19 protein-coding genes are annotated in these 19,261 nt (G+C 66.9%); 9 read left to right on the top strand and 10 right to left on the bottom strand.

Annotated features, from left to right (window positions below; genetic code table 11):
* Positions 1 to 9 precede the first annotated feature (9 nt).
* Both ABZ827_RS20465 and ABZ827_RS20460 read right to left on the bottom strand, forming a co-directional pair.
* Entirely contained in the window at positions 10 to 882 is an 873-nt protein-coding gene (locus tag ABZ827_RS20465; RefSeq protein WP_357238752.1) for an SGNH/GDSL hydrolase family protein, read from the bottom strand.
* Between the two features lie 127 nt (positions 883 to 1,009).
* A complete protein-coding gene (locus ABZ827_RS20460) occupies positions 1,010 to 1,471 on the bottom strand; it encodes a hypothetical protein (RefSeq protein ID WP_357238750.1) in 462 nt (153 codons plus the stop codon).
* Positions 1,472 to 1,584: 113 nt separating this feature from the next.
* Here ABZ827_RS20460 and ABZ827_RS20455 point away from each other — a divergent pair, with 113 nt between their 5' ends.
* Entirely contained in the window at positions 1,585 to 2,976 is a 1,392-nt protein-coding gene (locus ABZ827_RS20455) for a cystathionine beta-synthase (protein WP_357238748.1), read from the top strand.
* 106 nt (positions 2,977 to 3,082) lie between these two features.
* Entirely contained in the window at positions 3,083 to 4,030 is a 948-nt protein-coding gene (locus ABZ827_RS20450) for a hypothetical protein (protein ID WP_357238746.1), read from the top strand.
* A 61-nt stretch (positions 4,031 to 4,091) separates the two neighbouring features.
* Here ABZ827_RS20450 and ABZ827_RS20445 read toward each other — a convergent pair whose 3' ends face one another.
* The 3 genes from ABZ827_RS20445 to ABZ827_RS20435 all read right to left on the bottom strand — a co-directional run bounded on the left by ABZ827_RS20445 (position 4,092) and on the right by ABZ827_RS20435 (position 6,427).
* Positions 4,092 to 4,430 (bottom strand): DUF6401 family natural product biosynthesis protein, encoded by a 339-nt coding sequence (locus ABZ827_RS20445; protein ID WP_357238744.1) that lies wholly within the window; start codon positions 4,428 to 4,430, stop codon positions 4,092 to 4,094.
* Between the two features lie 80 nt (positions 4,431 to 4,510).
* Complete coding sequence (locus ABZ827_RS20440; protein ID WP_357238742.1) at positions 4,511 to 5,032, bottom strand: DUF4254 domain-containing protein; 522 nt, start codon at positions 5,030 to 5,032, stop codon at positions 4,511 to 4,513.
* 219 nt (positions 5,033 to 5,251) lie between these two features.
* The gene (locus tag ABZ827_RS20435; protein WP_357238741.1) at positions 5,252 to 6,427 is read right to left on the bottom strand and encodes an acyl-CoA dehydrogenase family protein; all 1,176 of its coding nucleotides are present in this window, start codon (positions 6,425 to 6,427) and stop codon (positions 5,252 to 5,254) included.
* Between the two features lie 112 nt (positions 6,428 to 6,539).
* Between ABZ827_RS20435 and ABZ827_RS20430 the strand changes: the two genes are divergently transcribed.
* Positions 6,540 to 7,682 carry a cystathionine gamma-synthase gene (locus tag ABZ827_RS20430; protein ID WP_357238739.1) on the top strand — a complete coding sequence of 381 codons (1,143 nt, stop codon included), beginning with the start codon at positions 6,540 to 6,542 and terminating at the stop codon, positions 7,680 to 7,682.
* Between the two features lie 136 nt (positions 7,683 to 7,818).
* On the opposite strand, the gene greA is transcribed toward ABZ827_RS20430, so the two are convergent.
* On the bottom strand, positions 7,819 to 8,313 hold the full coding sequence (greA, locus tag ABZ827_RS20425; protein WP_357238738.1) for a transcription elongation factor GreA: 495 nt from the start codon (positions 8,311 to 8,313) through the stop codon (positions 7,819 to 7,821).
* Positions 8,314 to 9,239: 926 nt separating this feature from the next.
* A complete protein-coding gene (locus ABZ827_RS20420; RefSeq protein ID WP_357238736.1) occupies positions 9,240 to 9,746 on the bottom strand; it encodes a DUF4307 domain-containing protein in 507 nt (168 codons plus the stop codon).
* 121 nt (positions 9,747 to 9,867) lie between these two features.
* On the opposite strand from ABZ827_RS20420, the gene mca reads away from it, so the two are divergent.
* Positions 9,868 to 10,734: a mycothiol conjugate amidase Mca gene (gene mca, locus ABZ827_RS20415; protein WP_357238985.1), complete on the top strand. Its 867-nt coding sequence runs from the start codon at positions 9,868 to 9,870 to the stop codon at positions 10,732 to 10,734.
* Entirely contained in the window at positions 10,734 to 11,036 is a 303-nt protein-coding gene (locus tag ABZ827_RS20410; RefSeq protein ID WP_357238734.1) for a hypothetical protein, read from the top strand. Before mca ends, ABZ827_RS20410 begins: the two co-directional genes overlap by 1 nt.
* 69 nt (positions 11,037 to 11,105) lie before the next feature.
* On the opposite strand, the gene ABZ827_RS20405 is transcribed toward ABZ827_RS20410, so the two are convergent.
* The gene (locus tag ABZ827_RS20405; protein ID WP_357238732.1) at positions 11,106 to 11,504 is read right to left on the bottom strand and encodes an NUDIX domain-containing protein; all 399 of its coding nucleotides are present in this window, start codon (positions 11,502 to 11,504) and stop codon (positions 11,106 to 11,108) included.
* 418 nt (positions 11,505 to 11,922) lie between these two features.
* On the opposite strand from ABZ827_RS20405, the gene ABZ827_RS20400 reads away from it, so the two are divergent.
* The 3 genes from ABZ827_RS20400 to ABZ827_RS20390 all read left to right on the top strand — a co-directional run bounded on the left by ABZ827_RS20400 (position 11,923) and on the right by ABZ827_RS20390 (position 15,622).
* Positions 11,923 to 12,168: a helix-turn-helix domain-containing protein gene (locus ABZ827_RS20400; RefSeq protein WP_357238731.1), complete on the top strand. Its 246-nt coding sequence runs from the start codon at positions 11,923 to 11,925 to the stop codon at positions 12,166 to 12,168.
* Positions 12,169 to 12,171: 3 nt separating this feature from the next.
* Positions 12,172 to 13,500: a HipA domain-containing protein gene (locus ABZ827_RS20395; protein WP_357238729.1), complete on the top strand. Its 1,329-nt coding sequence runs from the start codon at positions 12,172 to 12,174 to the stop codon at positions 13,498 to 13,500.
* A gap of 64 nt (positions 13,501 to 13,564) precedes the next feature.
* Entirely contained in the window at positions 13,565 to 15,622 is a 2,058-nt protein-coding gene (locus tag ABZ827_RS20390) for a thioredoxin domain-containing protein (protein WP_357238727.1), read from the top strand.
* On the opposite strand, the gene ABZ827_RS20385 is transcribed toward ABZ827_RS20390, so the two are convergent.
* Positions 15,623 to 17,149 (bottom strand): adenylate/guanylate cyclase domain-containing protein, encoded by a 1,527-nt coding sequence (locus ABZ827_RS20385; RefSeq protein ID WP_357238725.1) that lies wholly within the window; start codon positions 17,147 to 17,149, stop codon positions 15,623 to 15,625. It abuts the gene before it with no gap.
* 115 nt (positions 17,150 to 17,264) lie between these two features.
* Positions 17,265 to 17,975: a hemolysin III family protein gene (locus tag ABZ827_RS20380; RefSeq protein WP_357238983.1), complete on the bottom strand. Its 711-nt coding sequence runs from the start codon at positions 17,973 to 17,975 to the stop codon at positions 17,265 to 17,267.
* Positions 17,976 to 18,250: 275 nt separating this feature from the next.
* On the opposite strand from ABZ827_RS20380, the gene ABZ827_RS20375 reads away from it, so the two are divergent.
* A complete protein-coding gene (locus ABZ827_RS20375; RefSeq protein ID WP_357238723.1) occupies positions 18,251 to 19,063 on the top strand; it encodes an isoprenyl transferase in 813 nt (270 codons plus the stop codon).
* The last annotated feature ends 198 nt before the right edge of the window (positions 19,064 to 19,261 follow it).

The following is a 19,261-nucleotide window of genomic DNA, read 5'->3' as shown; positions in this document are numbered from 1 at the left end:
CCTTCGAATCTACGTCCCGGCGGCCTGCGGGGAAATATCCGCCGTGGCCATATCCCGGTCACCGAGCGCTGCCAGGAGTTCCGGCAGCAGGTGTGTCGCGGCCAGCGCGTAGCCGGCGGCCGAGGGATGGAAGCCGTCGGCCGAGAACAACTGTTCGGGTGCGGCCCGGAAATCCCTGCTCAGCAGATTGCCCATCAGTACGGTGTGTCCGCCGGCCGCCCGCGTCGCCGCTGCCTGTGCACGGGCCAGCTGGATGCTCCAGCGGTGCACCACGGTGCGCAACGGTTCCGGGATGGCGGTGACGCTGCCCAGATCCGGGCAGGTGCCGACCACCACGACGCTGCCCGCGCCGTGCAACCGGCTCACCGCGGCGCCCAGTCGTTGCGCGGAGCGGCCGATCGAGTGTTTCTTGGTGACATCGTTGGCGCCGACCAGGATGACCGCCGCGTCCGGCGGCGGGCCGGCCACGAACATCGCGTCCACCTGTCCGGCCAGGCCTTTGGACGTGGCGCCGGAAATCGCCTTGGTGCTCAGCCGGATCCGTTGCCCGGTGGCGTCGGCCAATCCGTGGGCGATCCGCACCCCGGGCACTTCGGCGGCGGTCCGGCAGCCCAGTCCCGCCGCGGTCGAGTCGCCGAAGATCATCAGGTGCAGATCGGCGTACTTCCCGTTCCGCCAGGGCTCGTATCCGGCCGGCGAGTAGATGCCGTCGGCTTCCGGTGGTTTGGAGGTATCGCGGCCTATCATGCCGCGTGCGGCACCGGCCTGGGTGGTGAGCAGCCGGTAGGCCGCCCATGACGCGGTTCCCGCCCCGGAACCGAATGCGACCGTGGCGGCGCCGGCCACCGCGGCCGTCCGCCATCCGATCCGAGTTTCGCCCATGTGCAGCGATTTTACGAGGGCTCCGGGGCTCATGCGAGTGGGCGCGGATGCCGGCGGCGCCGCAGTTCGCAACGAGCCGGAACGTGGGATGTGACCTCGGCGAACCGGCCTCGGGAACCGGCCCGGATCACCCCGGGACGACGAAACTGCCGTGCGCCGGGACACTCGCGTGGTTGGTGGTCACGGTGACGTCCACCCGGCCGGGCCCGGTGTCCTGGAACAGCGAGTACTGAATGCTGCCGTAGATACCGGTGACCACGTTGTTGGTGTAGACGCCGGTGGCCCCCGTATCGAGGTTGCGCCAGGACACCGTGGTCAGCACCTCGCACAGCGGCGCGAACGGATGGGATCCGGAGCCGACGCCGGCCACCGGGTTCGCGCGGACATTGAGGACCGCTCGTCCCGGCCAGTCCGGGCTGGTGTCCGCCCAGGTCTGGATGCTGGTACCGCACAGACCGCCGTAGGCCAGGGACGGGACGTCGGGGAAGGATTGGGTCGTGGCGCCGGCCTGTGCCCCCGGCGCGGCGACCAGCGCGAACGCTGATCCGGCCAGAATCACGGTGGCGCGCGCGAACTTCGGCAGCCTCATAGCTCGAGATCCTAGATGGTCGGGCACGGTGCCGCCGGATTTGCGGATGGTGGCGGTTGTGCCACGCCGGACCACGCCGAGGCCACCGGCAACGCCTCTGCAACGATGGGGGTATGCGCATCGCGGATCATGTCGTGGACCTCATCGGCAACACCCCGCTGGTCCGGTTGAACTCGGTGGTTCCCTCGGGTTCCGGGCTGGTGGCCGCCAAGATCGAGTACCTGAACCCGGGCGGTAGCTCGAAGGACCGGATCGCGGTGAAGATGATCGAGGCGGCCGAGAAGTCGGGGGAGCTGGGGCCGGGCGGGACCATCGTCGAACCCACCTCGGGTAATACCGGCGTCGGTCTGGCCCTGGTGGCGCAGCAGCGCGGCTATCACTGTGTATTCGTCTGCCCGGACAAGGTCAGCGAAGACAAGCGCAATGTGCTGCGGGCCTACGGCGCGGAAGTTGTGGTGTGCCCGACCGCCGTACCCCCGGAGCACCCGGACAGCTACTACAGCGTCTCCGACCGGCTGGTGCAGGAGATCGACGGCGCCTGGAAACCCGATCAGTACTCCAACCCGAACGGGCCGGACAGTCACTACGAGACCACCGGCCCGGAGATCTGGCGCGATACCGAGGGCACGGTGACCCATTTCGTCGCCGGTGTGGGCACCGGCGGCACCATCACCGGTGCCGGCCGCTATCTCAAAGAGGTGTCCGGCGGCAAGGTGAAGGTCATCGGCGCCGACCCGGAGGGCTCGGTGTACTCCGGCGGCACCGGGCGGCCGTACCTGGTGGAGGGCGTCGGTGAGGATTTCTGGCCGTCGGCCTACGATCCGGCGATCCCGGACGAGATCATCGGCGTCACCGACGCGGACTCCTTCGATATGACCCGCCGCCTGGCCCGCGAGGACGGTCTGCTGGTCGGCGGTTCGTGCGGGATGGCCGTCGTGGCGGCGATCGAGGTCGCGCGGCGGGACCCGGATGCCGTGGTGGTCGTTCTGCTGCCCGACGGCGGGCGCGGCTATATGTCGAAGATCTTCAACGACCAGTGGATGAGCTCCTACGGGTTCCTGCGGACGCCGCTCGACGGGTCCACGGTCGAAACCCTGGTTGGCGATGTATTGCGCGGTAAATCCGGGGAACTGCCCGATCTGGTGCACACCCACCCCTCGGAGACCCTGCGCGACGCCATCGAGATCCTGCGCGAGTACGGGGTGTCACAGATGCCCGTCGTCGGCGCCGAACCGCCGGTTATGGCCGGTGAGGTGGCCGGCAGTGTTTCCGAGCGGGATCTGCTGTCCGCGGTGTTCTCCGGTCGCGCGCATCTCACCGATTCGGTGGCTCAGCATATGAGCGAATCGTTCCCGTTGATCGGATCCGGCGAGCCGATCTCCGCCGCGACCAAGGCGCTGTCGGATACCGATGCGCTCATGGTCGTCGAGGACGGTAAACCGGTCGGCGTGATCACCCGGCACGATCTGCTGGGCTTCCTCAGCACCGGACGCGCGGTCCACTAGCAATTATTTGGCAATCGCAGGTTCAACCAGCTCTCACGGGGTATAACGAGTCGTACACCGTTCGTGGCAAATGCCATGTTCGTTCGGAGAGCGAAGGGAAGGGCTTGTGCGAACCTCGAGTTTGGCAATCGATTTCCAGCAGGGTTTCTCTGACGCGTGGAGTTCGGTCGCGACATTCGTACCCAAGCTCGCCGGCTTCCTGGTCATCCTGCTGATCGGCTGGATCATCGCCAAAGTGGTCGCGACGATCGTCGACAAGGTACTGGAGCGGGTTGGTTTCGATCGGCTGGTCGAGCGTGGCGGTATCGAACGGATGCTCTCGCGCAGTAAGTACGACGCGTCGGATCTGCTGGCGAAACTCGCCTACTACGCGATTCTGCTGATCGCGCTGCAACTCGGCTTCGGAGTTTTCGGGCCGAACCCGGTGAGCGATGTGATCGACGGAATCGTCGGCTGGCTGCCCAGGCTGGCGGTCGCGATCCTGATCGTCTGCATCGCGGGTGCGATCGCGCACGCGGTGAGCGATCTGGTGACCAATGCGCTCGGTGGCCTGAGCTACGGGCCGATGATCGGCCGGATCGCCTCCGTTTTCATCTGGGGTATCGGCATCATCGCCGCGCTGAACCAGATCGGCGTCGCCACCGCGGTCACCACGCCGATCCTGATCGCGGTACTGGCCACGCTGGGCGGAATCCTGGTGGTCGGCGTCGGCGGTGGTCTGGTGCGGCCGATGCAGCAGCGCTGGGAGTCCTGGCTCGGCGGGCTGGAGGAGGAGCTGCCCACGATGCGTGGGCACGCCGAGGCCTATCAGCGGGGCCGGGAGGACGCATCGCGGCAGCGGACGGCCGGTCAGCAGCAGGTTCGTGGTCAGGCGCCCGGGCCGCGGAACCCGGAGGAGTGGGATCATCCCCAGCCCGCGCAGGGCGGTTACCGCGGCGATCCCGGTGAATTCGGGCAGCCGATGCCGGGTAACGACTTCCGGCAGCAGTACGGCAACCCGTACCGGGGGCAGGGGCCCTACGGCGGGGGTGGTGAACCGCGCCACCTGCGATAAACGCCTCGCGGCGAAGTGACTTCCGCCGTGCGCCGGTCCTACGGCGCACGGCGGAAGGCCGTTATCGGGCCGGTGACTCCGCCTGGAGGCAGGCGCCGGCCAGCCGTAGATGCAGCCATTCGGCGGTGGCCCAATCCGCGGGTTCGGTGATCGGCGTGGTGAGCTCATCCAGCAGTCCGCGGATATATCCGGCCAGCAGGACGGCGGCAGGAACCCGGTCGGCAGATTCGATGCCGAGGTCGAGGATGTCGCGCACGGCGGCGCAGTGCTGATCGAGCACCGCCGACAGGCCCGGAAGCGCCGCGGCCGCGGCGAGCGCCGGGGCCCCGTGAGTCCGGTGAATGCCCTCCAGGAAACGGCGGGCGGAGATTTCGAACAAACGGGGACCCAGGGCGAACATAACCCAATGGTAACAACGCGCCGGCGTTTGCAGGATTGTGATCTGCAGCGCATTTCCGCTGGTAGTGGCAGGTGAACGGGTCAGATTCCGCGCCGCATCGGCTCCGCGCCGGTCACCAGATCGGTCCATTCGTCGGCCAGCAGGGCCAGCCGGTACCACGCCGCGTGCACCCGATCATCGGAAACGCGTTCACAATGATGCAGCAGATGACTCGCGTGCACATGCGCGGCGGCCATCCGGTCGATCGTCATCCCCAGCGAATCGGAGCGCGGCCGGCCGGTTCGCGCCTCGTTGACCTGAGTGCCGGCCCAGCGGTCGATCAACTCGACGACCTCGGCGCGGCGGCAATCGATACCGGCCGTCGACAGCGGGTCGCCGTGCCGGCGGCGATGCAGGTGGGCCAGGGTGTTCGCCCAGGTCAGCAACGGCTGGCCGGTAGGTGGATGCTCGGCCGCGGTGAACGCGGCGACGAGTTCACGCTGATCGGGTAATCGTAGGGCGAGGGCGCGGTCGCGCGAATTCCGCACGACCTTGGAACTGGGGACGGTCTTTACCGTGGTGGCAGGCCGCCGATTGCCCGGTCCGGGTGACTGCGAGTTCATAACGCACCTCCGTGTACTTCACCCGGGACATTTCCCGATCCGCTCCGGGTGCGGTATCAGAGTGCGCTGTCCGTCCGGCGAATGGGTGACACGAAGATGGCTCGAGGATGACGGTTCGTAACAATATCCTCCGCGGGCGCGGGACACGTTGTGAGGCAGCGTATTCGCCGATAACTCCCCGAGGGTCCCGAGGTGAAATGACAAGTGGCTCCGGGAGCCTCAGCGAAATGCGGCCGACCCGGTGAGCGCCTTGCCCAAAACCAGTTGATGAACTTCGGCCGTGCCCTCATAGGTGAGCACCGATTCGAGGTTGTTCGCGTGCCGCAGCACCGGATAGTCGAGGGTTATTCCGTTGGCGCCCAATATTGTGCGGCATTCCCGGGCGATGGCGATCGCTTCCCGGGTGCTGTTCAGTTTCCCGGCACTCACCTGCTCGGGGGTGAGTTCGTCGCGATCTTTCAACCGCCCCAGATGCAGTGCCAGTAGCTGCCCCTTGCCCAATTCCAGGGCCATATCCGCCAATTTCGCCTGCGTCAGCTGATACGCGGCCAAGGGTTTGTCGAAAACCGCTCGGGTGCGCGAATATTCGATCGTCGTCGTCAGGCAGTCGCGCGCCGCGCCCAGCGCCCCGAAAATGATTCCGAATCGGGCTTCGCTCAGGCAGGACAGCGGGCCGGAGAGCCCTTCGGCTCCAGGCAGGACCGCGGAAGCGGGCAGCCGCACCTCGTCCAACGTCAGTTCGGCCGTGATCGACGCACGTAGCGATAATTTTCGCGTCATCTCCCGGGCGGTGAATCCCGGCGTCCCGGCGGGGACCAGGAAGCCGCGTACGAGATCCTTGCCGTTCACATCGACCTTTGCCCACACCACCGCGATATCGGCGACCGAACCGTTGGTGATCCACATTTTGGAACCGTTGAGCACCCAATCCTCGCCGTCGCGCCGCGCCCGGGTGCGCATCCCGCCCGGATCGGACCCGAAATCGGGTTCGGTGAGTCCGAAACATCCCAGCGTCCGGCCCGTCGCCATATCCGGCAACCAGTTGTTCTTCTGGTCCTCCGAGCCGTATTTGTGGATGGCGGTCATCGCGAGGGAGCCCTGGACCGATACCAGCGAGCGCAGCCCGGAATCCGCCGCCTCCAATTCCTGGCAGGCCAATCCATAGGCGGTCGCGGGGAGCCCGGCGCAGCCGTAACCGTCCAGATGCATCCCCAGGACACCCAGTTTCCCGAGTTCGGGTGCGATCTCGCGGACCGGAAAGCTACCGGATTCGAACCATTCCGCGATATGCGGCCGGATATGCCGCTCGGTGAACGCCGCGACGGTATCGCGGATCTCACGTTCCTCGTCGGTCAGCAGGGTGTCTGTCGCGAACAGTTCGGCCACGGTCAGCATGGGCCCAGCGTAAACCGAGCCGGACGAACCGACGGCTGCCCGCGGACCGGGGTCCCGGTAGAAGTGCCGACCGGAGTGCGATCCCCCGGAGCCTGCCGTTTATGGTGGGGTCATGACCGAACTGGGATTCACCACCAGGGCTGTACACGCCGGTTACGATCCCGATCCGCGGACCGGCGCGGTGAACGTTCCGATCTATGCCAGTTCCACCTTCGCCCAGGACGGCGTGGGCGGGCTGCGCGACGGGTACGAGTACGCGCGGACCGGTAACCCGACCCGTACGGTGCTGGAGGCCAATCTGGCCGCCCTCGAATCCGGCCGGTACGGCCGCGCGTTCGCCTCCGGTATGGCCGCTACCGACTGCGCGCTGCGCGCGATGCTGCGGCCCGGAGACCATATCGTCATCCCGGACGACGCCTACGGCGGTACTTTCCGGTTGATCGACAAGGTCTTCACCGAATGGGGTATCAGCCATTCACCGGCCGCTGTCGCCGATATCGACGCGATGCGCGCCGCCATCCGGCCCGAAACGAAGCTGATCTGGGTGGAGACGCCCACCAATCCGCTCCTCAATATCGGTGATATCCCGGCTTTGGCCGATATCGCGCACACCTCCGGCGCCAAACTTGTCGTCGACAACACCTTCGCCACCCCGTACCTGCAGCAGCCCCTGCTGCTCGGTGCCGATGTGGTGGTGCATTCGACCACGAAATACCTGGGTGGTCACTCCGATGTCATCGGCGGCGCGCTGATCACCGACGACGCCGAACTCGACGCCGCCTTCGCGTTCCTGCAGAACGGTGCCGGCGCGGTACCGGGCCCGTTCGACGCCTTCCTCACCCTGCGCGGCACCAAAACGCTGGCACTGCGGATGGATCGCCACTGCGACAACGCCGAAACCCTGGCCGAGTTCCTCTCCAGGAATCCGGCCGTCAGCCATGTCATCTACCCCGGCCTGCCCGAGCACCCCGGGCACGCCGTCGCCGATAAGCAGATGCGGCGGTTCGGCGGAATGATCTCGATCCGGCTGGCGGGCGGTCCCGACGCGGCCCGCGATCTGTGCTCGCGGACGAAGGTGTTCACCCTCGCCGAATCGCTCGGCGGCGTGGAATCGCTGATCGAACACCCCGCGGCGATGACCCACGCCTCCACCGAAGGGTCGGAACTCGAGGTGCCGGCCGATCTGGTGCGGCTCTCGGTGGGTATCGAGGACATCAGCGATCTGCTGTCCGACCTCGAACAAGCACTCGACTGAACGGTCCACAGACAGCACCGACGGGATCCGGGAGAACACACCGAACATGAACGAGCGGCCGCATCCGGGAAGTCGGATGCGGCCGCTCGTCTCGTTCACCTGGCCGGCCGCGGCGGTATCCGCCGCGGCCGTGCCGTCAGCTGTGGTAGGGCTCGGCGCTGACCAGCGTCACCTTCATGGTGTTGCCGTTGGGCAGCGTGTACTCGCGGGTCTCGCCGACCTTCGCGTCGATCAACGCCCCGCCGAGCGGCGAGCTCGGGGAATAGGTCTCCAGATCAGGGTTACCCAAACCCTCCTCGCGGGTCGCGATGAGGAAGGTCTCGGTATCGTCCTCGTCGCCGTCGTAGTAGACCTTCACGACCGACCCGGGCAGGGCGACCCCGGCCTTGGTGGGCGCCACGCCGACCTTGGCGTTGTTCAGCAGTTCCTGCAGCTGCCGAATACGGGCCTCCTGCTGACCCTGCTCCTCGCGCGCCGCGTGGTAGCCGCCGTTCTCCTTGAGATCGCCTTCTTCGCGGCGCTCGTTGATCTCGGCGGCGATGACCGGACGATTGGCAATGAGCGCGTCGAGTTCGCTCTTGAGCCTGTCGTGCGACTCCGGGGTCAGCCAGGTCACTTGGGTCTCAGTCATCTCGATCACTCCCTAGTAGTTGTCCCCGGCAGGCCGGGATTCCCTGATCACTGCGGCACACCCCACCCGCAGGCAGGTAGGCATGCATCAGCAGACGGCTATCGCGATCTGCGGGAAGTTCGAATACCCCGACAGTCTGATGCCGGACCCTTTCGACTACCCGGCATCGACCGCGTCGGCCGCCAATGCAGCAAACACGGCTCCGTGCCCCGGAACCGTGTGTGAAGCCATTTTAGCATGAATCACAAAAATGCAGGTCGGAGGTGTTTCTATGGAGGTGCCTCCGGTGCCGCGTGGTCGGGGCGCTATTAACCCCCGCTCTGGCGTAGACGATATGTGAAGGTAACCGCGCTCTCGGCGTGGACCATCCGTGAAGGGGCGGGCTGTAATTTTGGAGCCGCTCCGCGGCTCGAGGGCGGGGCCCTGTTAACCCGGTTCTTCACTCCCGCCGGTCGGTCGCTGCGCTCCCTTCCTCTGGTCGCTCCAGAACCGGGCGGGCCCCGCCCGCAAAGGTGAACCTTCGAAGGTTCGTACGCACCGGGACGCCGCCCCAACGTCGCCCCGGGCCCGTTTGATCGAGCTACCGGCAGTCGGTCTGCATCCGACCCCACCCCGTTTCCCCACATGCGGTCGGTCGGCGTTGGTGGTGCGGGGCCCGTCTCGTTCTGGAGCGACAGAGCGGGGGAGCGAAGCGGAGGAGCGGCGGAGTGAAGAACGAGACCAAGGGGGCCCCGAACCCGCGGCGCCGGAGGCGACGCCAAAAACACAGAACCTTGGCGAACGGCCCTACTTGTCACCTCGCGAACGGCCCGCCTTTCACCCCCACAGGCTGCCCTGCTTGTCACCCCCACAGGCTGCCCTGCTTGTCACCCCCACAGGCTGCCCTGCTTGTCATCCCCACAGGTCAGCGGTACCGAAACCACAAACTACTCCGTGCGCAAGTACCCTGGAACACTGTCCGTACACGTGTAGATCGCGGCCGAAGCCGGCGGTTCACTGGCTTTGATCACAGTGTTCACCCGAACCGTCTTTTCGCCCTCGGAAGGCTGCACCAGAACCTCGCGTCGCCCCACTTCGGTGAGGTCGCGGGACATAGCCCGAACCACGCAGACCACCGGCACCGTCGGGTCCGAGCGGGTCAGCAGGATCCGGAGCTCGACCGAGGATTCGTCGAGGACCGTGTAGCCGAGTTGTTCGGATTCGATGTCCTTCGGCCCGAAATTCTTCCAGCCCACGTAGGCGACCCCGATACCCGCCAGGACCGCCACACCCGTGAGCAGTGCCCCGAGCCGCCGCCACCGTTTCGGGCCCGGGGTGCGGCCGTAGCGGTCGGCGTTTCGGTCGTGCCCGGAGCTCACCCCGTCGGCCCCGGAAGAGGCGTCGGCGGTACCCGCCGCGGCCGTGCGCGCGGGTTCCGGCGTGGGCTCGGTCATGATTTGGTGCTCCCGGGGGGTAGGTCGGAACAGAATCGGTCCAGATGGAACTATAGGTAATGAAGTCCGAACACCCGCGACCGAGAGCGACGGTGAACGAGAAGTGAGTGGCCTTCGCCTCATGGCGGTGCATGCCCACCCCGACGACGAATCCAGCAAGGGCGGTGCCACCACCGCCCGGTATGCCGATGAGGGTAACGATGTCCTCGTCGTCACGCTGACCGGCGGGGAACGTGGCAGCATCCTGAACCCTGCCATGGACACCCCCGGGGTGCTGGAGCGGATGGACGAGGTCCGGCGCGAGGAGATGGCCGCCGCGGCGGCCGCCCTCGGGGTCCGGCAGACCTGGCTGGGTTTCGTCGACTCCGGGTTGCCCGAGGGCGACCCGTTGCCGCCGCTGCCCGAGGGCTCGTTCGCGGTGATCCCGCTGGAGGAGGCCACCGAGGCGCTGGTCCGGGTGGTGCGCGAGTTCAAACCGCACGTTATGACGACCTATGACGAGATGGGTGGCTACCCGCATCCGGACCATATCCGGTGCCATGAGGTCTCGGTGGCGGCGTTCGAGGCCGCGGGTGATCCCGAGAAGTTCCCGGATGCGGGTGAACCGTGGACCCCGCTGAAGCTGTATTACGACCACGGGTTCACGATCCGGCGGATGGAAGTCTTCGCCGAGGAATTCGCCAAAATGGGTGAACCGTTCCCGTTGCAGGAATGGCTGGACCGCTCCCGTAAATACGCGGTCGAACGCGGCGACATCATGGCCCGGGTGACCACCCAGGTCGAATGCGGTAAGTACTTCCCGCGCCGCGACGACGCGCTGCGCGCGCACGCCACCCAGGTGGATCCCAACGGCGCGTTCTTCGCCATCCCGCTGGAAATGCAGCAGCGGCTGTGGCCGACCGAGGAGTTCGAACTGGCCCGTACCCGGGTGCGCACCGATATCCCGGAAACCGATCTGTTCGCCGGCATCACCGATGAGCACCGCTGATGACCGTGACGCACCTTTCCGTTCTCGCCTCCGGGCTGCTGGCGCAGACCCCGGGCACACCGACCGGGCCGGAGTTCGGTAAGGCCTCTCCGATCGGCCTGGTTGTTGTTTTGATCCTGCTCGCCGGGACTTTCCTGCTGGTGCGATCGATGAACAAACATCTGAAGAACCTGCCGGAGACATTCGAACCCGAGCATCCGGAGCCGGACCAGGAGGCCGACGAGGGCACCGAACCCGGGATGGTCCGCCGGGCGGAAGAGTCCCCGGACCGCGTCACGGACGATTCGGAACGGACTCCCTAGCACTCTCGGTCAGCAGCCGCCACGACCCCGGTCGCGGCGGCTGCTCTCGTATCGGTGAGGGGCCGCGGGTCACCAGTCGATGAGTCCGAGCTCGTGCAGGTGCTGGAAGACCATCAGCGATCCCGGCGCGACTTCCGGCATCGCGGCATATTCGGCCCCGGTGAAATAGCGGAACTCGGCGATTTCGCCCGCCGGTGTGGGTTCGTCGGTGACTTCGGCCAGGAAACACGTCATATGCAGCTGGGTACCGGCCGCGTGCCCGTACGCTTCGGCCCGGAAAACCCCGATCTCACTGACCTCGGTGACCCCGACCCCGAGTTCCTCCCGGATCTCCCGGTGCAATGCGTCCACGGCGCTTTCCCCGGCGTCGATCTTCCCGCCGGCCATATAGAAAACGGTTTTACCGGTCGAACGTGTCTGGATCAGGCGTCGGTCGCGGATATGAGCCAGGGCAGCGGTTCTGATCACGGTTACACGGTAGGAGGCCGCGGTGGCATCGGTAGAGTCCGCCCCGCGAGCACCCGCTCAGCCTGTGGTGGGGATCCACGGATGGCGAGCGCGAGTTCCAAGGGCGGGCCGAGATCTACGGATGCCCGGAGTCCCGGACGGCGGGTGACGAGAACCCGGAGCAGTTCTATCCGCCGGCAGCCGTGGAGCTACAGAAGCGCAGGACGAGTTCGAAACCTGCCCGAAGTAGCGTCGTCTGCTGACGGAGCGATGAGCGGGAGCCACGGGCTAGCGGGGGCCGGCGGACGGAAATCGTCGAGAAGGGGGCATCCGGGCTGAGGACTATGGTCGGAACGTGCGTATTTTCCAACATTGTCGCTCAATGCCCTCAATGTGAGAATTCTTTGACACTGTGAGCCCATAGCCATAATGTTGGAATATGGCAACATCGATGGATGGTCGATCGACTCCCGTTCGGTCTCCGGAGGCTCTGGGGCGTGTGGTTCGTGCCGTTCGTCTGGAGGCCGGGATGACGCAAGCCGAGCTGGCCGAGCGCACGAGGGCCAACCGATACGCCATCCACACTCTGGAGGCCGGGAACGAAACTCGGGCTGTAGAGCTGATTTTCGATGCGCTGGCGGCTCTGGGACTCGAGTTGGCGATTCGGCCACGCGGGCAGGCCTGACGTATGGAACTGGACCTGTGGCTCGGTGGCCGGCTGGTTGCGCGGACGATCAGCCGCGATCGTGGCGCCAAGGTCCGGATCGTGTACGACGACCGGGTCGCGGCCGAAGTCGGCGGTGAAGTTCCGTTGTTGTCCTGCTCCCTGCCCACCCCGGGGCCGAGTGCGCCGGCAGCGGCTCGCGCTTTCTTGGAAGGACTGCTTCCGGAAGGGCGCGCATTGGAGACCGCGGCGGCGCAGGTGCGTGGTGTCCGGCTGCGCAACGGCGCACCCGATGCCGTGAGTGACACTGTCTTGCTGCTGGCCGCCTACGGGCGCGAATGCGCCGGAGCCGTTGTGGCGATGCCCGCCGGGTCGGCGGCACCGTCGCCGGGCCGGTATGCGGAGGTCGACGAGGACGGCTTGGCGGAGCTGGTGGCGGCTATCCCGGAGCATCCGCTGGGTGCCGACCTCAGCCGTGACATTCGTATGTCATTGGCCGGGGCGCAACCCAAGCTGCTGCTGGCCCGGATCGGCGATCGCTGGTGCGAACCCGTGGACGGAGCGCCGTCGACCCATATCCTCAAACCCACCGGCGCCTGGCCACACAGCGCGCGGAACGAGGCGCTTGTCATGACGTTGGCTCGCGAGATCGGGCTGACCGACCGTCCGGTGTGGGTCGAGGACGTACGTGGTGTCGGGGTGCTGGTAGCCGAACGCTACGACCGTATGACGCGGACCGACGGCACCGTCGGTCGACTCCATCAGGAGGATATGTGTCAGGCCGTGGGGTTGCGGCCGGTGGACAAATACCACATCAGCCGGCCGAGTAAGCGAATGGCCAAGCTGCTCAGGCAGTTCACCGATTCACCCGGTATCGAGCTCGAGGGGCTTTTCCGTCAGCTGGCCTTCCGTGTGATCGTCGGTGACGAGGACGGTCACGGGAAGAACTACTCGCTGCTGTTGAATACCGGAAGTGTCACGCTCGCACCACTGTACGACTGCCTGTGCACCTTGATCTATCCCGAACTCAGCGGTCATATGGCGACCCCGATCGGCACACAGGTGACCTTGGCGAAGGTTGATCGCGCGGCTCTCCTCGACGAGGCCAAGGCCATGGGGCTGCCCGAGGCCGCTGCGCGCGAGTGTCTCGACGAGCTCGGCAGCTCGCTGGGCACCGCGATCGACACATTGGATTCCGGCCTGACGGAGGGGTGGCCCAGCGACCAGGTCATCGGTCTCATCCGGACCAGACTCGATCGGCTGGAAAGCGGCCGGCCGCTCGGCGCACCCCGGGAGGACAGTCCGCGCTTTCGCCGGACACTCGACCAAGCGACTTGGCGTCGAAGCCCGTGACCGAGGCCTGTGGCGCTTCGCTCGGCCCAGCTGCGCATTCATATCGTTGTGAGAGGCTGGTGGAGTGAATCGGTTGGGGAAAGCGACGTCACCGTACCTGCGCCAGCACGCGGACAATCCCGTGCACTGGCGGGAATGGGATGCCGACGCGCTCGCCGAAGCCGCCGCCCGGGACGTGCCGATCCTGCTGTCGGTCGGGTACGCGAGCTGCCACTGGTGTCATGTGATGGCGCACGAATCCTTCGAGGACGAGCGCACCGCGGCGCAGATGAACGACGAATTCGTCTGTATCAAGGTCGACCGGGAGGAACGCCCGGACCTCGACGCCGTGTACATGAACGCCACAGTCGCCATGACCGGTCAGGGCGGCTGGCCGATGACCTGTTTCCTGACTCCGGCGGGGGAGCCGTTCTACTGCGGTACGTACTACCCGAAGGTGCCGCGCGGCGGGATGCCGTCGTTCACTCAGCTGCTCACCGCGATCACCGATACCTGGCGTAACCGCCGCGCGGATGTCGACACCGCCGCCGACCAGGTGGCCGATGCCCTGCGTGCCCAGGCGAGCGGACTTCCTCAGTCCGAACTCGAGATCAATACGCAACTGCTGGACCACGCCGTCGCGGCGGTGCTGCGCGATTTCGACGAGACGCACGGCGGTTTCGGCGGCGCTCCGAAGTTCCCGCCGGCCGCGCTGCTGGAGGGGTTGCTGCGCAGCTGGGAACGCACCGGTGATCCGGAGGTGCGGAGGGTGGTGGACCGCACCGCCGAGGCGATGGCCCGCGGCGGTATCTACGACCAGTTGCGCGGCGGTTTCGCCCGCTATTCGGTGGACGCCGCGTGGGTGGTTCCGCATTTCGAGAAGATGCTCTACGACAACGCCCAGTTGCTGCGGTTCTACGCCCATCTGGCCCGGCGGACCCCCGGTGATCCACTGCCCCGGCGGATCACCGAGGAACTGGTCGAGTTCCTGCTCGACGATCTGGCCACGCCCCACGGTTTCGCCTCCGCTCTGGACGCCGATACTCACGTGGAACCCGGTTCCCCCGGGGTGGAGGGCGCGACCTACGTGTGGAATCCCGCCGAACTGGCTGGCGATCTCGGCCCGATCGACGGCGTCTGGGCGGGCGAGATCTTCGGCGTCACCACCGCCGGCAACTTCGAGCAGGGCAGTTCCGTCCTCACCCGCCTGCGGGACCCGGAGGACACCGAGCGTTTCGCGCGTATCCGCACCGCGTTGCGCACCGCCCGCGACCGGCGCCCGCAACCCGAGCGGGACGACAAAATGGTCACCGCCTGGAACTGTATGGCCGTCACCGCCCTCTGTGAAGCGGCCCGCGCGCTCGACCGGCGCGACTGGTTCGACGCGGCCTACGAACTGTCCCGGGTGATCCTCGACGTTCACGTGGTCGGCGATCGCGTGCTGCGCGCCTCGCTCGGCGGGTCAGCCGGGACCGCGCCCGGCGTACTCGAGGACTATGCGTGGCTGGCCACCGCGCTGCTGGCATTGCACCAGTACTCCGGATCGGCCGGATGGCTGCCGGATATTCATCGAATCCTGGACTCGGCGATCACGCATTTCGCCGATCCGGACGAGCCCGGCAGCTGGTTCGACACCGCAGACGACGCGGAAACCCTCATCGCGCGCCCCCGCGACCCCATCGACGGTGCCACCCCGGCCGGTGCGTCCGTGCTCGCCGAGGCCCTGCTGACCGCATCCGCGGTGGTAGCGCCCGACCGCGCCGCGCACTACCGCGAGCTGGCCGAGCAGACGCTGGCCCGGGGTGCGGTCGTTCTGGCCAAGGCGCCGCGTTCGGCGGGGCAGTGGCTGACGGTCGCCGAGGCCGCGCTGCAGGGTCCCCTGCAGATCGCGATATCCACCACCGGATATCAGCCGGTCGGGGATGTGGAACTGCTGGAGGTCGCCCGGGATCATGCCCCCGGCGGATCGATCGTCGTCCGGGCGAATGTGGACACCGTCCCGCTGCTCGCCGATCGGCCCGCGATCGACGGCACCGCGGCGGCCTATGTGTGCCGCGGTTCGGTCTGCGATCTCCCGGTCACCGCACCGGCTGACCTGCGGGCGGCGCTGACCCGGGGCTCCACCGGGAACGCGCCGGGGTAGCTACGGTGTCGTTTCGGGTTCGCGGTCGGTCCACGAGGTAGCGGGTTCGCTGATCCCCCGTAGTGCGACGGTCCCGTATTTCACCCAGTTCGCTCGTTCGTCCGCCTCGGCGGCTTCGACAATGCTCTGCGAGACCAGGATGCGCCGCGGGACCTCCTTCGCGCGCGTGGTGAGCCGGGCGGCGGCGTTCACCGCATCGCCGATCACGGTGTACTCGCGTCGGGTATCGGTACCGATATCCCCGGCGAACACCCGGCCCCGGGCCACGCCGATCCCGATATCGAACTCGCCGGCCGCGGCGATCTCGTCCCGGATCCGCCGGGCCGCCCGTAGCGCGGGAGTCGCATTGTCCGCCAGGGCGATCGGCGCACCGAAAATACACAGCGCCGCATCCCCCTCGAACTTGTTCACCAGGCCGTCGTTGTCCTCCGTAGCCGCGACAACGGTCGCCATCAGCCGGTTGAGCTTGGCGACGAACTCCTGCGGCGGTAGTCCGGTGGAAATCGCCACCGACCCCGTGACATCGACGAACAATGCCGTGACCTCCCGGACGTCGCCGGTGAGATCGATCCCGCCCGCCAGCGCCCGCTCGGCGACCTCCTCGCCGACGTGGCGGCCGAACACATCGCGCATCCGCAGCCGTTCTCGCAGGTTCGCCGACATCTCGTTGACCGAATGCTCGAGCCGCCCGATCTCGCTGGCACTGCGGACCGAGACCCGGACATCCAGATCGCCCTGGGTTATCCGATCGACCGCTATCCGCAGTGTGCGCAACGGGGCGGCCACCGCCCGCGACAGCGCCCACGTGGCCAGGACTCCCACCGCGAGACTGATCGCGGCGAGATAGATGCCGGTGCGGATGCGGTGTTCATAGCTCGTCGCCGGGTCGGCGAGCACCACGATCAGCGCGCTCAGCGGCATCGCGCCCGAGACCGCCCAGGCGAGTGCGACCCGGATCGACACCGAGGAACTCCAGTGCATGGTCGCGCCCAGTACACCCGCCACGATCGGCACCACCGGGCGGATCAACCGGTCGACGATCAAATAGGTCAGTCCGGCCGATTCGAGCCCGCCGATGGTGAACATGACCAGCAGGACGGTGAAATCGTCCTCGGTGGTGAGGCGGGCCAGCAATATCGCCGACAGCAGGACGCCGGGAGCCCACATCGCCAGCGAACGGAAGGTGACCGCGATGGGAAGGTGCAGAATGCGGCGGGCCTCTTCCGGCGTCGGTTTACCGGCGCGGTCCAGCCAGGCGAAGTAGCCGTCTCGATCGCGTATCGCCAGCCCGATACCGATCAGGAATGCGATCGCCGGGTAGATCGCGACAGTGAGCAGTCCGCGTAGCTGGTCGGCGTCCAACCGCCCGGGGAACCCGATCAACAGCAGTTCGGTGACGATCACGGCGAGCCCGCTCAGATGCGCGGCGATCACGACCGTTGCCAGCCCCCACCGGGCGCGGACACTCCACAGCATCAGCCGGGTGATCGCCCCCGGCCGAGACCGGGCCGCACTCGCATGGCTCATCCCGAGCTACCCGCGGTGGCCGGGGTGGTGCCGCCGGCCGGTATCGAAGGACACGAGTCAGCAGCCTAATCGACACACCTGGGCGGATGCCCGCCATCGGCTCGCCGGGCCGGGCTCAGCCCAGCAGCACCAGCCACACCGCTACGTAATGGCAGAGCGCGGCGAGCACGGTGGCGGCGTGGAAGAACTCGTGGTGGCCGAAGGTGGTGGGCCAGGGGTTCGGCCACTTCGTCGCGTAGAGAATCGCACCCGCGCTGTAGGCGAGCCCGCCGGCTACCAGCAGTAGTACGGCCGGTAGCCCCACCGATCGGTACAGCTCCCCGCCTACCGGCACCACCGCCCAGCCGAGCAACAGGTAGAGCGGGACCCCGACCCAGCGCGGGGCATGCGGCCACAGCACCTTCAGTGCGACACCGGCCAGTGCTCCCGCCCAGACCACCGCGAGCAATACCGGGCCGGTCGGATCGGGAAGCCCGAGCAGCGCGAAGGGGGTGTAGGTACCGGCGATGAACAGAAAGATCATCGAATGGTCGGCGCGTTTCATCCGGACCCGGGCGCGCACGGTGGTCCAGGTGATCCGGTGATAGGTCGCGCTGATCCCGAACAGCGCGCAGATGGTGAGTCCGTAGACCGAGGTCGCGACGACAGCTGTGGCCGACACGGTGGCGGCCGTCGCGACCAGTGCGATCACCGCCACGGCGGCGACCGCGGCCGCCCAGGTATGGATCCAGCCGCGCATCCGGGGCTTGACCAGCGCGACCAGGGATTCGGCGGGATTGGGGACCGGATCGCCGTTATCGTCGCCGGTTCGCGCGCGGTGCTCCATAACGGTGCCGGGCGCCTCGTCGTCGTCGGATATCGGATTGTTGCGGGCCGAGTCGGACACGGATCCTCCTGGGTCGGCTGGGCACAGCGACGCCGCACCGGCACCGGCTGTCGTTCTCATGGCTCTTATGGGATGGTCCGCTGCCCCGGATCGCGGAGCAATCCTTTGACCAGCCAGTAACCTACGGCACCGTAGGTTACGTCGGTTGTCACTGTACCGGTTCTGCCGCGAATGCGGGAAGCTGTGTCCGCCCACACGTTCGGCGGCAAATGCGGATGAATGCCGGAAAAGGCGTACTGTTGGTCGTCGTGGAATTTCCGAGTCGGCTGCGGGGCTTTCCCTATCGCATCTACGAGGGCCGTCTGACCAAGCGGCTTGCGGGTAAACAGCATCCACGTCATGTCGCGGTGATGTGTGACGGCAACCGCCGCTGGGCCCGGGAGAACGGGTTCACCGATATCACCCACGGGCACCGGGTCGGCGCCCTGAAGGTCGCCGAACTGGTCAGCTGGTGTGAGGCCGAGGGTATCGAACTGGTCACCGTGTACCTGCTCTCTACCGAGAATCTGCACCGCGGCAGGGACGAACTGGACACCTTGTTCGAGGTCATCACCGATGTTGTGGAGGAACTGGCCGCACCCGAGCAGAACTGGCGTGTGCGCATAGTCGGCTCGCTCGACGGGCTACCGGATCTGGTCGCCAAACGGATGCGCACGGCCACCGACCGCACCCGCGAACGCACCGGCACGCACGTGAACGTCGCGATCGGATACGGCGGCCGCCAAGAAATCGCGGACGCGGTCCGCCAACTGGTCCGCCAGGAGATGGCGGCGGGCGAAACGGGCGAAGACCTGATTCAGTCGATCACGGTCAACGCGATCGGGCAGCACCTCTACACGTCGGGCCAACCCGACCCGGACCTGGTGATCCGAACCTCGGGCGAACAACGCATGTCGGGCTTTCTGCTCTGGCAGAGCGCCTACTCGGAAATCTGGTTCACCGAGGTGTACTGGCCGGAATTCCGGCGGGTGGATTTCCTCCGGGCGCTCCGCGACTACGCGGCCCGGCATCGGCGGTACGGCACCTGATATCGCGGGGACGGGTTGAGGGCTTCGATCTTGCGGTGGGGTGGACCGGGAAGTATGGGGTGAGCAGGACAGTGAAGGTGACAAGCGGGTCGGTTTCGTGAAGGTTGCTGTGTTTTTTGGCGCCGCCTGCGGCGTCGCGGGTTCGGGGCCCCCTTGGTCTCGTTCTTCACTCCCGGCGCTCAGTCGCTGCGCTCCTTC

This window comes from Nocardia sp. NPDC019395 (assembly GCF_040632335.1).
In the GTDB taxonomy this organism is placed as follows: domain Bacteria; phylum Actinomycetota; class Actinomycetes; order Mycobacteriales; family Mycobacteriaceae; genus Nocardia.
The sequence above is the reverse complement of the archived record's forward strand: the minus strand, read 5'-3'. Positions and strand labels throughout refer to the sequence as shown.

Coding starts and splice junctions, on each gene's coding strand:
- ABZ827_RS20420 (WP_357238736.1), bottom strand. CDS start 9,746: ATGACCGAGCCCACGCCGGAACCCGCGCGCACGGCCGCGGCGGGTACC.
- ABZ827_RS20440 (WP_357238742.1), bottom strand. CDS start 5,032: ATGAACTCGCAGTCACCCGGACCGGGCAATCGGCGGCCTGCCACCACG.
- ABZ827_RS20400 (WP_357238731.1), top strand. CDS start 11,923: ATGGCAACATCGATGGATGGTCGATCGACTCCCGTTCGGTCTCCGGAG.
- ABZ827_RS20435 (WP_357238741.1), bottom strand. CDS start 6,427: ATGCTGACCGTGGCCGAACTGTTCGCGACAGACACCCTGCTGACCGAC.
- ABZ827_RS20430 (WP_357238739.1), top strand. CDS start 6,540: ATGACCGAACTGGGATTCACCACCAGGGCTGTACACGCCGGTTACGAT.
- ABZ827_RS20455 (WP_357238748.1), top strand. CDS start 1,585: ATGCGCATCGCGGATCATGTCGTGGACCTCATCGGCAACACCCCGCTG.
- ABZ827_RS20445 (WP_357238744.1), bottom strand. CDS start 4,430: ATGTTCGCCCTGGGTCCCCGTTTGTTCGAAATCTCCGCCCGCCGTTTC.
- mca (WP_357238985.1), top strand. CDS start 9,868: ATGGCGGTGCATGCCCACCCCGACGACGAATCCAGCAAGGGCGGTGCC.
- greA (WP_357238738.1), bottom strand. CDS start 8,313: ATGACTGAGACCCAAGTGACCTGGCTGACCCCGGAGTCGCACGACAGG.
- ABZ827_RS20375 (WP_357238723.1), top strand. CDS start 18,251: ATGAATGCCGGAAAAGGCGTACTGTTGGTCGTCGTGGAATTTCCGAGT.
- ABZ827_RS20395 (WP_357238729.1), top strand. CDS start 12,172: ATGGAACTGGACCTGTGGCTCGGTGGCCGGCTGGTTGCGCGGACGATC.
- ABZ827_RS20380 (WP_357238983.1), bottom strand. CDS start 17,975: ATGGAGCACCGCGCGCGAACCGGCGACGATAACGGCGATCCGGTCCCC.
- ABZ827_RS20410 (WP_357238734.1), top strand. CDS start 10,734: ATGACCGTGACGCACCTTTCCGTTCTCGCCTCCGGGCTGCTGGCGCAG.
- ABZ827_RS20460 (WP_357238750.1), bottom strand. CDS start 1,471: ATGAGGCTGCCGAAGTTCGCGCGCGCCACCGTGATTCTGGCCGGATCA.
- ABZ827_RS20465 (WP_357238752.1), bottom strand. CDS start 882: ATGGGCGAAACTCGGATCGGATGGCGGACGGCCGCGGTGGCCGGCGCC.
- ABZ827_RS20385 (WP_357238725.1), bottom strand. CDS start 17,149: ATGAGCCATGCGAGTGCGGCCCGGTCTCGGCCGGGGGCGATCACCCGG.